Origin of the sequence: Rothia sp. HMSC069C01 (assembly GCF_001814655.1) — a bacterium.
GTDB classification, from domain to species: domain Bacteria; phylum Actinomycetota; class Actinomycetes; order Actinomycetales; family Micrococcaceae; genus Rothia; species Rothia dentocariosa.
The window spans coordinates 170,926-183,941 of record NZ_KV817381.1 but is presented as its reverse complement, the minus strand read 5'-3'; the positions used below and the strand labels follow the sequence as shown (position 1 = coordinate 183,941).

At 55.7% G+C, this 13,016-nt stretch carries 11 protein-coding genes; 4 read left to right on the top strand and 7 right to left on the bottom strand.

Features of this window, described 5'->3' with window-relative positions; all coding sequences use genetic code 11:
• The first annotated feature begins 23 nt into the window (after window positions 1-23).
• The 4 genes from rfbA (at window position 24) to HMPREF2981_RS02855 (ending at window position 3,708) form a co-directional block, all read left to right on the top strand.
• Window positions 24-884: a glucose-1-phosphate thymidylyltransferase RfbA gene (rfbA, locus tag HMPREF2981_RS02870; protein ID WP_004006131.1), complete on the top strand. Its 861-nt coding sequence runs from the start codon at window positions 24-26 to the stop codon at window positions 882-884.
• Between the two features lie 68 nt (window positions 885-952).
• On the top strand, window positions 953-2,461 hold the full coding sequence (locus HMPREF2981_RS02865) for a tyrosine-protein kinase domain-containing protein (RefSeq protein WP_004006130.1): 1,509 nt from the start codon (window positions 953-955) through the stop codon (window positions 2,459-2,461).
• Window positions 2,462-2,563: 102 nt separating this feature from the next.
• Entirely contained in the window at window positions 2,564-3,409 is an 846-nt protein-coding gene (locus tag HMPREF2981_RS02860) for a nucleotidyltransferase family protein (protein WP_246825227.1), read from the top strand.
• Window positions 3,406-3,708: a PqqD family protein gene (locus tag HMPREF2981_RS02855; protein WP_004006128.1), complete on the top strand. Its 303-nt coding sequence runs from the start codon at window positions 3,406-3,408 to the stop codon at window positions 3,706-3,708. Before HMPREF2981_RS02860 ends, HMPREF2981_RS02855 begins: the two co-directional genes overlap by 4 nt.
• A gap of 85 nt (window positions 3,709-3,793) precedes the next feature.
• Here HMPREF2981_RS02855 and HMPREF2981_RS02850 read toward each other — a convergent pair whose 3' ends face one another.
• The 7 genes from HMPREF2981_RS02850 to HMPREF2981_RS02820 all read right to left on the bottom strand — a co-directional run bounded on the left by HMPREF2981_RS02850 (window position 3,794) and on the right by HMPREF2981_RS02820 (window position 12,961).
• The gene (locus HMPREF2981_RS02850) at window positions 3,794-5,041 is read right to left on the bottom strand and encodes a glycosyltransferase (protein ID WP_070660663.1); all 1,248 of its coding nucleotides are present in this window, start codon (window positions 5,039-5,041) and stop codon (window positions 3,794-3,796) included.
• A complete protein-coding gene (locus HMPREF2981_RS02845) occupies window positions 5,041-5,979 on the bottom strand; it encodes a glycosyltransferase family 2 protein (protein WP_070660660.1) in 939 nt (312 codons plus the stop codon). Before HMPREF2981_RS02845 ends, HMPREF2981_RS02850 begins: the two co-directional genes overlap by 1 nt.
• A gap of 63 nt (window positions 5,980-6,042) precedes the next feature.
• Window positions 6,043-7,086 carry a glycosyltransferase family 4 protein gene (locus HMPREF2981_RS02840; RefSeq protein WP_004006125.1) on the bottom strand — a complete coding sequence of 348 codons (1,044 nt, stop codon included), beginning with the start codon at window positions 7,084-7,086 and terminating at the stop codon, window positions 6,043-6,045.
• A 78-nt stretch (window positions 7,087-7,164) separates the two neighbouring features.
• Window positions 7,165-8,490 carry an O-antigen ligase family protein gene (locus tag HMPREF2981_RS02835; RefSeq protein WP_070660657.1) on the bottom strand — a complete coding sequence of 442 codons (1,326 nt, stop codon included), beginning with the start codon at window positions 8,488-8,490 and terminating at the stop codon, window positions 7,165-7,167.
• On the bottom strand, window positions 8,487-9,620 hold the full coding sequence (locus tag HMPREF2981_RS02830; RefSeq protein ID WP_070660655.1) for a glycosyltransferase: 1,134 nt from the start codon (window positions 9,618-9,620) through the stop codon (window positions 8,487-8,489). The genes HMPREF2981_RS02835 and HMPREF2981_RS02830 overlap by 4 nt, the downstream gene beginning before the upstream one ends.
• Entirely contained in the window at window positions 9,617-10,708 is a 1,092-nt protein-coding gene (locus tag HMPREF2981_RS02825; RefSeq protein ID WP_070660652.1) for an acyltransferase family protein, read from the bottom strand. Before HMPREF2981_RS02825 ends, HMPREF2981_RS02830 begins: the two co-directional genes overlap by 4 nt.
• A gap of 9 nt (window positions 10,709-10,717) precedes the next feature.
• Window positions 10,718-12,961 (bottom strand): N-acetylneuraminate synthase family protein, encoded by a 2,244-nt coding sequence (locus HMPREF2981_RS02820; protein ID WP_070660649.1) that lies wholly within the window; start codon window positions 12,959-12,961, stop codon window positions 10,718-10,720.
• Between the last annotated feature and the right edge of the window lie 55 nt (window positions 12,962-13,016).

The following is a 13,016-nucleotide window of genomic DNA, read 5'->3' as shown; positions in this document are numbered from 1 at the left end:
ATAAACATGACACAATAGATATTATGAAGGGAATTATTCTTGCCGGTGGTACCGGCAGTCGTTTACACCCCATCACTCAGGGTATTAGTAAACAACTCACTCCGGTTTACGATAAACCAATGATTTATTACCCGCTTTCCACTCTTATGCTGGCGGGAATTCGTGACATTCTTATTATCACGACCCCCGAAGATCAAGAACAATTTAGACGTCTTTTAGGGGATGGAACTCGTTTTGGTGTACATTTCGACTATAAAGTGCAACCTTCACCTGATGGTTTAGCTCAAGCATTTATTTTAGGTGCAGATTTCATAGGCGATAATCCCGTTGCACTCGTTCTAGGTGATAATATTTTCTATGGTCCCGGTTTAGGAACCCAGCTTGGAAAATATGAGCAAAAAGACGGTGCAACCGTTTTTGCTTACCAAGTTGCAGACCCGCGCGCCTACGGGGTGGTGGAGTTCGACGAGAATTTTCACGCCGTCTCCATTGAAGAAAAACCGCAGGTACCTAAAAGCGATTATGCTATTCCGGGACTATATTTCTATGACAAACATGTTGTGGAATATGCGCAAAACATTAAACCTTCTCAGCGTGGTGAACTAGAAATTACCGACCTCAATCGTGTATATCTAAAACAGGGTAAACTAAAGGTTGAGGTACTGCCACGAGGTACAGCATGGCTTGATACCGGCACCTTCGATTCACTCGCAGATGCCAGCAACTTTATTCGCACCGTCCAAAAACGTCAGGGACTTTCTATCGGATGCCCTGAAGAAATTGCATGGCGCGCAGGTTGGTTAAGCAATGATGATCTTCACAGTATCGCCACCAAATTCGCCAAAAGCGGTTATGGGGACTATCTGATGCACCTGCTCAAATAGTCACAAAAAAATTACTGCCCCGCACGGGGTTCACCACTCAAACTCAACACTCTGGAGCAATTTCAGAAATGACAATTTTAGATTTTGTGCGCACCACAAGAGCCAATCTCTTGTTGCTCATTGCTGGTATCGTGATCGGTGCCATCGCAGGGCTCGGCTATTCCCTGCTGCAGCCTAAAGTTTATGCCGCCAGCGCCTCCGGGTACGTGACCGTCGGTCAGAGTGGCACTATTGACGTACTATCCGGCTCAAACGCCGCAAAAGAACGTGCCCGCTCATACTCGGCAATCGTCTCATCAGAAGCCGTCGCCAAGATCATTCAGGAGCAGAACTCTGACCTGAGCATCGGGACGATTCGCGGCAGCCTGAGCGCAACTACCGAAGAAAACAGCTCACTCATTAAGGTGCGGGCGACCGCTTCCAGCCCAGAACAGGCGCGGGTTTTGGCGAATTCGGCGCTTCACGCCACCGCTCAGTACATCGAAAATATTGAGAAGAACGGTTCGGGGAACAACAGTACCGCTACCCCCACGCCTGCTGGGGAGGAAAACCAAGAAAGCGCTCAGAACAAGGTTTCTTCAACCAACCCGTCCGATACCACCAATACCCTGATCCGTGTGATCCCGCTGGATAACGCCAGCGTGAACCCGCCTCTCGTATCGCCCAACTACATGCAGAACGGCCTCATCGGTGCCGGTGCCGGGCTAGTGCTCGTGTACCTGGCGATCTTCCTGCGCCGTTCCGTGGACCAGCGCATCCGCACCCGTGACGACGCTATTAAAGCGACAAACAGCAATATTCTGGGTGTGCTGCCCGTTAGCGACGATCTGGCGGAAGAAAACATCGTGCATGCCAGCAACGATGACCATATTGCCCACGAATCTATCCGTCAGCTGCGCACGAACCTGCGCTTTGTGAATATTGATAACCCGCCGAGCTCCTTCATTGTGACCTCCGCAGTTCCTGGCGAGGGCAAGTCTACGGTCTCGCTGGCGGTGGCGCGCTCTATGGCAAGCTCGGGGCAGCCGGTCATCCTGATCGACGCCGACCTGCGCCGTCCCACCGTCGCGAAGAAACTACACATTAACGCCAAAATTGGTTTGACGCAGGTTCTTGCCGGTCAGGTCGATATTGCTGAGGCCGTGCACCAGGTAGAGGATTCCAAGCTCTTTGTGCTTCCCGCTGGGCGTATTCCCCCGAACCCTTCCGAATTGTTGGGTTCCGACAAGATGCGCCAGCTTATTGAAGAGCTCTCCAAGGAATTCCTGGTGATCGTGGACGCTCCCCCGCTGCTGCCGGTGACCGACGCATCGCTTCTCTCCCACGCCGTGGACGGTGTGATTATGGTCGGTACCGTGGGCAAGAGCCACCGCGAGCAGATGACCGAGGCGGTTGCCGTGCTGGAGCGTGTGAATTCACACCTCTTCGGTGTGGTACTCAATAAGGCTCCGCGTAAGGGCCTGGGCAATTCCTACTATGGATTTGGTTACGCCAATAGTTATGTAGGTTATGCCAGCTACTACGGTTATTCCAAGGATGGTAAAAAGAAAGTTTCTTCCGGTGCGCACGGAGCTTAAGAAAATTTCTGAATCAGATTCTTGAGTATAAAGGGCGGGAAAATAGGTGGACTATTTTTCCCGCCCTTATATTCAAAGATATTCGTTGTGTGAAAGGATATCGTGCACACTACACCACAGCACAAACCTGGTACGCCGCTCAAGGCGCGTATTATGCTGGCGCACGCCTACTTTCAAAGGCTCGCGAATCTTCACGGAATAGATATTTTACATATCAAAGGATATGCGTTTAATTCCGAAATTTTTAAACCCGATAGACATAGCACCGATGCAGATCTTTTAGTACGGCCTTCTCACGTAAATACTTTTGTTCACATACTTTTAGCTGACGGCTGGAGTATTCAGGCGCATTTTGACACCGGATCCGTTTTTGAACATGCAATGACGCTTTATCACGAATCTTGGGGTCTCACCGATATTCACCGTTTCTTTCCGGGGCTCGGAAAAGATCCCGAACGTGTTTTTCAGCAGCTCTGGGCGGCACATATGCAGCGTGAGATAGCGCACCGTTCCTGTGCCGTACCCTCGGTGCTCGATTCCCGGCTGATTGTAGTGCTGCACCGCGCTAGGGCTAGTTCCACTTATGACCCGGATCTTGAGTATCTGCGCGATATTCTCGACTCCTACGACTGGGCTAAACTGCGCGAACGCGCCGCCGAGTTGGATTCTTCTCTCGCCTACGCCGCCGCAATGGGTGGCTTAGAGGCGTACCGTCACGAACGCGACTACCTGCTATGGAAGTCGGTTTCCACGCGGGTGCCGAGCTATATTCAATGGGTGGGCAGGCTGCGGTCGGCACGCGGATTCGCTGAGAAAATGCGCACGCTCAAGAATATTTTTATGGTCAATCAGGATCATTTGGCGATGGAACTGGGGCATAAACCCACGCGTGCCGAGATTCGCACTAGGTTCTTTGAGCGTTTTGGGTTGGGAGGCGGTTCCCGATGAGTACTACTACCGCGCCGGTGAGGTACCGCATCCCAGAGTATGTTGCCTTCGTACACGCTGAGGAGATCTCCGAATATGCTTCCGTCACGACGTATCTTGCCGACACACGGGCCGCGCAGGTTTCGGTGTTGGAGGGGTCAGCATCCATTATTTGGGGTATTTTTGAGGAGCCGTTTTCCCTGCCCGAGGCCCTTGAGCTGATCGCCGAGCTTACCGAGCAGAACCCCGAGGATATTCGCGGGGAGGTTGAGGGGTTTGTGTATCAACTCGTCGAAGACGAGCTGCTGGAAGCTGTCTAAACCCGCCCTGCCCCACTATATGAAGAGCCTTGAGAGTAAAGATATTTACTCTCAAGGCTCTTCATATAGCCCCGGCGAACCGAGGCTACGCGCCCGAGGACGAGGATGCGGTAAGTTCATCAACCGCCTGGCGGATTTCGTCGATAAAACGTTCCTCGCTAAAACGCGCGATGTAGTTCTTAATCGCCTGCTTATCCCACTCTTCGGGGTTGAACTTCTGTATCGCCGCCTCAATCTGTTCCGAGGTCGGCTGTTCAATAAACACGCCGTTGAGGCCTTCGCGGATGGTATCGAGGTACCCGCCCGCGCGGTATGCGATCACCGGTTTTCCACTGGCACCAGCCTCCAGCGGAGTAATCCCGAAGTCCTCATGAGATACCGCAAGAAGTGCCAGACAATGCCGGTAGGCAGAACACAGCTGCTCATCGGAAATCCCGGAAATAATGCGCACATTGGGCCCCGAGAGTTTGAGGAGCTTATCTTTTTCGGGTCCATGCCCGATAATCAGCAGCTTCTTACCCGCTCGATTGCACGCCTTAATCGCCTCATCCACGTTCTTATAGGACATCAGGCGCGACACCAGCAGAAAGTAGTCTCCCGCAGCCGTGAATTCCTGCAGACCTGCGATCGGTTCTTCCACGCGGGTTGCACCCCCGGAGTAAGGCGGGAAAATAATGGGTACGTCTTTGCCGTACACCCGCGAAATACGTTCCTGAATGGCGGTCGAGTTCGCCACGTAATGTTCCGACCGTGCCGCCGCGCGCTGATCCCAGAACCGCAGCAGCGGGTTTATCACCCGTAACCCCACCCCAATCACACTGTTCTTTTTCTCGTCGCCCAGGTATTGGTCGCGCAGGTACAGCCAACGCGCTGGGGAATGGCAGTACACCAGTTTCTCGCCGGTGAATTTGAATCCGTGCGCCCATCCCGTGGTCGAAACCACCGCAACGTGCGCCGGAACTTTCAGGCAGGATGCGGTCAGCGGCAGCAACGGCAGCGCCAACCGGTGGTAGCGCCGCAGCAAGCCCACCCGATTGAGCGGACTGGTGATGATAGTCGCATCCTCAAACTCGGGGAAAGTACCTTCAGGATTGTAGAGGGTCGTGTAGATAGGGGCCTCAGGGAACGCCCGGTGTAGGGCCAGAACAACCCGTTCCGCCCCACCGCGCTGCGTCAAATAGTCGTGAGCGATAGCGAGCCGAGGGGCGGTGACAGAACCCGTATCTACCGAACCTGCAGACCGAGATTCCGCCGATGTCGGGATTTTTTTCGAGGCCAAAGAACGAATGTGAGCGGATGCGCCGCGCCAGGATTGTGCTACTCGATTCAGCATTAGAACACCTTCCGTGCGCGCTGCGGGTACTTCACGCCTGCGTAGGATGCCGCCTCCACCTGCAGCGCCACCAGCTTCTCAGCGATCTTCGCGGGAAGTTTCAGGAGTACCGCATCGAGAGTATTGCCTATTCGCCGGATATTTGCCTCGGTACTGACCGCCGCGAGGGCCTTCACCGCGGCACCCCAGAGCCCGGCAGGGTTGGGAGCCGCATGCGCATCTTCGCCGTGTTTACGCACGAAAATGGTGCGCGCACTGCCCGCGTGCAGGGCACGAAGGGCTCGCACGGCGGTCGTGGTCGCCTCGGCATAATGCTTCGTTTCAACCGCATCGGAAATTATAATTTTCCCGCCAGCATCAGCGATCATCTTACCCAGATCGACGTCTTCCCAGCCGTAAAGACGATAGGCGGGATCGAAGCCACCGATAGTTCGGTACAGCTCTGCAGAGACGGACGAGTTTCCATTCCAATAGTGCCAACGCTCGGATTCGGGGGTGCCCAGCGCCGCTTCCTTAAACTTTGCATCGCGGTAGGTTCCGTACACCTGAGAGTAAGCGGTCTTGGGGAAAATATTGTTCAGGGTGCCGATCACCCCGTCATAGTCGCGGTGTAAGCGAAGATGGTTCGCCACATAGTCGGGATCGGGTTCCAAGTCGTCGTCGCAGCGAATCAAAATATCCGCATCCGCCGTATTATGCCCGGCGTTAAGAGCCGCCACACGCCCAAGATTTTCGGGGAACACAATCTTAGTGAGGTTCAAGGTTCCGCGGGCGATATAGTCGTCAACAACTTTTTCGCTCTGGTCGATGTCACCATCGAGGACAACGATAACTTGAAAGTCTCGTTCCGTCTGAGCAGAAAGCGCGTCTAAGGGATAGTGTAAAACCCCTGCTCCACCCCGCGATGGGATGATGACGGCTGCTTGATAGTGAGCCATAAACTGTCCTGTAGTTGTGAGAGTGAGTAATTGGCGGGAACAAGCGTGAGCATGATGAATCCTCTAGAGATATTTCTCTAAAAGGTGGCGAACTCGTTCTCTGCCTGAATCGGGTGAATATAATTCCTGCCAACGCCAAAATGCCGCAGAAATAATGTCATTAAGGTTATCAGATTCTTGATAGAAAGCCTGAGTTAAATGTCGAATCTTTTCAACGAGGGCCGAGTGATCCTGGGCAGGGTAAATATACGGGTAGTCCTCCCCCACGACTTCGGGAAGGGCACCCGCATCGCTGACGATTACCGGCACGCGGGCACTCATCGCTTCCGCAGCGACCAGCCCAAAGGATTCCGGGGCTTGCGAAGGCACTACCAGCATATCGACCGTGTCGAAGAGCTTTTGCGGGGTGCTCCAACCGAGACGGTCGGTGTAGCGTTCAATGTTCTCAAGGGCATGGGACACTTCGCGTTCTTCCTCCGCGGAGGTGAAGACGGGCGCTCCGGCAACCACGAGGCGGTATTCGGGGAGGGTAACAGTACTGTTAAGGAACTCAATCGCCTGGCAGAGGACGCCAATCCCTTTGGAAGGTGTTAATCTGCCAAGATAACCGATGCGCACCACCCCGGGGACGGTGGATTTCGCCAGTGAGAGGGGGACTTCCTGCACCCAATTGGGGAAGACGGTCGCACCGGGTACGGATGCCGCAACATACTCGCTGGGAACGAGGGTTTGAAGGGCCTTTTTGCGGGCAAAAGGTACTAATTTAGCGTTGGTACCCGTCGGCAGCTGATGTAGGTGCACGATGCGCCCTGCCCGTCCCCCGGTAGCGGCGGCAGGTACCAGCCCGTTACACCACAGGAGCGCATCCCGGTGCGCCCGGTGCCAGAGCCGCAGCTGAACCATATACTGTATGCGCGTTTTGGCGGGCAGTACGATGCGAGTGAACCCTTCGTCGGCGGCCGCTTCAATGAGATCCGGCGGGTTTGCCGGACCGATGATGACAACCTGGTAACCGAGCCCTCGCGCCGCCCGCGCGATATTCAGGAGCATGACTTCGCCCCCGCCTATATCGCCGTTATTGGTGGCTAGGTAGAGTTCTTTACTCATCTCGGGTGTATCTTTCTAGGTTTTCGGTACCGATATGCCAATTATCATAAGTGAATAGTCAAACATTTGGCGATGGTTCTAGGATTTTTTGATCCGGTTCGCAATATAGGCGGTGATTTTTTCGGGTGATTTTGGCATTTCGATACGCCGGTCTACCCCCACGAAGTTTTCCGCCTCATACCCCGGCATGCCAAGTTCTCTGTTCCGGGCTATAGCGCCCGCGCGAACCGCATAAGCAATGACAATTGCCCAGGTAAAGGTGTAGAAGACCTCGCCCAGACTCAAACCACAGACGAGCAGGGCTATCGCTGCGCCCTGTCCCACTCTTTCTTCGACGGTCCAGGAGGTTTTTGAGACGAAGATGCGCATCCCCACGATAATCGTGATAGCGATAACGAAGACTGTCCAGACCCAGCCGCCCTCGGTACGAAGCACTAGGTAGGAGTTGTGATACACCCAGTTCCTATCCTGCAGGGGCGCGTAGGCTTCTCCGAGTCCGCTTCCAAAGAACCCCGCAGTTTCGGCTTTCTCCTGTGCCACCGCATCAATACGTTCACGGAGCATATCGGAGCCCACGCGCGAGGCAAACTGCCCTACCTGGGCATAGTCTGTGGCGAGCGTCTGCACAAGCGCCCAGACCCCGCCCAACAGGAACATCCTCACCATAAAGTTGAATCGGGAAGCAAGCAGTACCCACAGCACGCCTACCAGGTACGCCGTGATGGAGGTACGCGAGTTCGTCAGCCACACCACCGAAGTTCCCAGCACGAAGGCGAAAATACGCTCGGGCATAGTGCGCATAATGGCGAAAGCGAGTACACCGAAGATAGCGTACGCCAGGCCCGCATAGTTTTTATCGTGGAGGAGACCCACCAGGACGTTGCCGTCCGAACGCTCGGTGATTCCCAGATAGAAGGCAGGAACGTTGATCAGAAGCGCCGTGAGATATCCGGCGATGGCGGACCTAAAATGCAGCCGCCCCTCAGCAAGATTCCACATCAGAATGGTGGTGAAGATCATGCGAACTAAGCGTTGTCGCCAGTCGAAAGCATCAGCACTGGCGGTATGCAAAAGCGATACGAACATCATGTAGACCAAGCCCAGCCACATAATAGTTTTCAGAGATTTAAACCTGCCAAGTTCGTACTGTACAGGCTTGGTAAGCCCGTAGAGTGCGCCGATAACCACGGCAATCTGGCTGAGGGGCTGGTTAATGACCGGCAGCACGGTAGCGAACACCATGGCACCGAAAATTACGAATTCGGGTATGCGCAGCTGATTGCTGTTGTCCCGCACGTAGTCACCGCTCTTTTTGAGCCCGTGACTAACGCGCGCGGAGAGGTTTGCGCTATCGTTCCGGTGCTGCGAGCTAGGCGATAGCGATGTTCCTAGGTGAGTGCTCATGCTAGTCCTTGATGCTTTTGTGTTTGAGTGTAGAGTTCTGCGATCTGCGCCGTCATCTCGGCGTTGGTTACCCACGTCCATGCTGAAGGGGCCGAGGCTTCACAGTTCCGCATAAGAGCTTCTAAAACGCTATCACAGAATGCGTTCTGGCGGCGGTTAACAAGCTCGTTGGGGGCAAGAATTTCGGGGTTTCCGCCCACGTTGGTTGCCACGGTTTTTAATCCGGCGGCTTTAGCGTCCAAGAGCGTATAAGAACAGTTCTCCCAGATGGATAGCTGAACCACCATATCGCTGCGGCCCATCGCCTCTAGGGGATCGACGAACCCGCTGAAGGTTACGGCATCGCTGATATGCAGCTCCCGCACCTGCTGCGCTAGGGTATCGGCAAGGTCACCTTCCCCCGCGATTTCAAGGTGCGCCTTGGGGTACACGGTGCGCAGCTGGGCGAATGCTTCTATCAGCACGTCAATACCTTTTTCGGGCGAGAGCCGTGAGAGCGAGAGGATGCGCGGCGCATCCGATTCGGTCGGCACGCGATGCTTGTGTACGGCGGCGCGCAGCCGGGGCGCATCCACCCCGTTATAGATGATGCTCACCCTGCGAGCGCCCCATTTACGGCGCATCTGCTCGGCGGTAGAGCGCGAGACGGCAATAGCCGCATTGGTGCCCCACAGACGCACCCGGTGCACCTGTTCCATGAGTTTAGAACGCCAGGAGGTGCCGTGGTAGACGGCATCATCCCCCGCGATTCCGTGCTCGGTAGTGATGAGCGTGGGAACGGTCAGTGAACGGTTGGCAAGCCGCCGCATCTTGAGGGAGTTGATGACGGCGGCGGCGATAACATCCGCATAGGCAAGGTGACTGTGCACGATAGTGGGCTTCTCTCGTTCAATCACGTGTGCGAGCGAGGCGAACGAGGTTCTAAAACCGCGGCTCGGTCCGAAGGGTACGGTGTGAACGGGAATATTAAGCTCGCGAAGGCGCTCGGTGAGTTTTCCCTCGGGCGCGCAGACAACCAGGCGATACCCGGGAATACCGGTTCGGGCGACGTCAAGAACATGTCGCGCCACTCCCCCGAAGTCGGGAACCGGAACAACCCAGAGCACGGTCAAAGTTGTGGCTGTACTCATGCCCTCACCAGCTTTCGTGTCAGAACGTTACGCAGGGCGGCAGAAACTCGTGTCTCAACCGTACTATGCACGCACCACGCCCAGAGTAGAACCAGCGCGAGAGCCAATATGCGCGCGCCCCACGCCCCCGCCCAGGGGTAGAACATATCGATCAGCATATAGCCAAGCATCGCGTGCCCCAGATACAGGGGGTACGATATTGTGCCGAGCGCGTGCAAGGGTCCGCGCGCCAAAAACGGCACGTGGCGCACATAGATAACGGCGAAAAACACCGCACATATGATGGCGACTCCCACCCCGTGGGCGCTATCGTGCATCAGGAAGGCATTGATAGAGGCCGCCGCAGCGCAATACGGCATCAGCCAGGTAAACCTGCGGTCGTGGCTGTACATAAAGAACACCATGCCCAGACTAAACAGAGCCGAATGCTCGGCAACCACGCCCCACACCAGCATTTTAGGGGCACCCGTCAGGGACGCCTCCGGGTGAGATATGCAGCAGATGAGCAGCCCTAAGGTTGTCCAACAAAAAATACCGATCGTGATATCACGGCGATATATTTTTCCACGCCGTAAAGCCAGATAGAGCCCCATGAGCAGATAGAACTGTAACTCGATGGCGAGCGTCCAATACACCTGATCGACATTATCGACCAGCATAAAACGCTGCATCATCGTCGCATTAACCAGGGTTTGCGCCACCGTAATATCCCGGCCGGGATTACCGTAGAGAAAATACACAGCCGCGGCAACCGCAAGCGCCAACCAGTAGGTTGGGTACAGGCGGGCGAAACGCGAAATACCAAATTTTAGGGCGGAACCGCTTTTGATAGCGCTCAGCAAAATCACGTACCCCGAGATGATGAAGAAAAGCTGCACCCCTAGTTCTCCGAGCGGAATAGAGTACGGTTCGGGGGCGATGCGCGGGTAGTTCTGCACGGCGGGGTATCCGAAATGGTAGGCCACAACGGCCAGTGCCGCTATTCCGCGCAGCCCGTCGAGTTCGCTAAATCGTCCGGGGGTGATAAAGCTGTTATCGAGTACTTCGCCGGGTTTTCGGGTGTGTTGAACGGTTCTTGGTGGTGTCACGAAACCGACCTACAGCCACTTTTCGAGGCGGTCTAGGGCGGTGAAGAAGCCTTCGCCGTTGTTGATATGCCCCTGCCAGATTTCGGGGATAAACGATGCTTTCGGCGCCAGCTCACGCAGCTGCTTGCCCAGTGCAGCCCAATCGACATCGCCTTCGCCTACCTGCACGCCTTCGCCGTCTACGCCGATACCGTCGACGAGGTGCAGGTGGATGGAGTGCGGCGCCAGCTGTGCTACCGCCTCCGACAGAGGAATTTTGAGGAAGTTGCATGCGAGCATGGTGTGTGAAATGTCCAGGCAGAGAGCGCTGTCGTAGGCGCGCGCGAATTCGGCGGTGTCCTGCGGGTCAAGGAAGAGGTTATGGTATTGCTGACCGCCCATCAGCCAGGGGTAGGGCGGCAGAGTCTGTGCCGCTAGGCGAACTCCGATGGTATCTAGCCGTCCCAGGGCTTCGCCGATGCGCTCGTACTTTGCGGTACGGGCGCTCGCCGGGATGTGTTTGTCTTTGGTGAAGCCTCCCATCGTGACGACCATGACGGGGTCTTCGTCCACCGTAAAGTAGCGGGTCAAATCGCGGGTAATGTCGATGGTGCGCTGCACCTCAGCGATGGAACGTTCCCAGACTTCGGGGTCGCGGGAGGCCAGATCGACCAGAAAGTCCCCGGCGAAGAGGTCGGGCAGGTGGGTCGTGAAGCTCATGGGCAGTTTCTTCTCAAAGACCTCGTCAATATTGATATCAAGGTCTTTGTAGGAGAAGTGGAATTCGAGGAAATCCGGTGTTGCCTCTTCAATCAGGGGTCTGTAGTCGTGGTAGCGTACCGGCAGGCCCCAGGGGCGTTCGAAGGTGAAGTCGCGGCGGGTTACGAGGTCGTCCTTCAGATCGCCCTCAAAAAAGAACGACCCTTCTTCAACGTCGCGTTGGATGGTACGCCCGAGCAGCTGCGGCAGGTAGTTCGGCTGCAAGCCGCGGCCGGGTGACTTGACGGTCACATCCGCCTCGGTGATTACCTCACCTTTGGCTATGCTGCGGGTCGCAACCAGCGATTTGGCCAGGTTCACGCGGTTCATCAGTTCACCGGTGGAGACTTCGCGGGGCGCGGCCGTGCCGATGGATTCCTCAATGTCACGAATCTGCTGCACCATAGCCGCGAACTCTTCGGGCAGCAGCGATACAGTGTGATCGTTGCCTTCCAGGGTTTTATCGGTCGTGAAATGCTTCTCGATAATCTTCGCACCGCGCGCAACAGCGGCCACGGGCACATGGTAGCCGCGTTCATGCCCGGAATAGCCGACCAGGCACTGGCCGATCTCGGCGAGGCGGTCCATATACGCCAGGTTCACGTCTTTGAAGGGCGCCGGATAGGTGGATTGGCATTGCAGCAGGACATAGGATGCGCCCGCTTTACGCAGCAGGTTCACCGAGTCCAGGATTTCTTCTTCGCGGCTCATACCGGTGGATACCAGCATGGGCAGCCCGCGCGATGCAACATCGCGCAGCAGTTCGTGGTTCGTCAGGTCTGCGGAGGCAATCTTCATGCCCGCAATACCGTAATCGACGAGCGCCTGCACGGAAGGCGCATCCCAGGGGGTGCACAAAATATCCAGACCATGCTCCTTAACGTGATCGAATACCTCGTACATCTGCTCAACACTAAGCGAGAACCGTGAGAGCAAATCCAGGGTGTACTGCACGCCCAAGTCTTCGCCCGCAGTTGCACCGCCGCGCTGGCGGTAGAGCGCATCCAGATCGCGCAGCTGGAATTTCACGGCGTCCGCACCGGATTCCACCGCGAGGTCCACCAGCTCTTTCGCGAAGTCCACACTCCCCTGGTGGTTATTACCGATCTCGGCGATGATGAAGGCGGGCGCATCCTCGCTGATGGTGTGCTTTCCGATGCGCAGCACGTTCTGCTCGTCCATTGCCAACGCCACCAGATGGCCGCGTTCGTCAATGAGCGGAATGTGCTCGATACCGCGCGCAAAGTAGCCGCGCAAAGATTCGGGGTCGCTATCGGCGGGGGCGGTCTGCGGGTTCGTATTCGCCGCCGCCAGTGCGCTGGTCTCTAGGGATGCGGTGGGGTTGGCGATCAGCCAGCGTCTGAAGTCCCCGTCCGAAAGTGAACCGCGCAAGATGCCGGATTCGTTGACTAAAAAGATAATGCGCTGACCGTTGGCAGAAATTTTGTGAAGCGCAGTCAGAATCGGGTCTTCGGCGAAGACCACATAGGGCGCGATATTACGTTCAATGATCACGGTTTATGATGCTTTCTTCAAGAAAACTTGTGTTTAGTGAGAGTGAGTGTTGGAT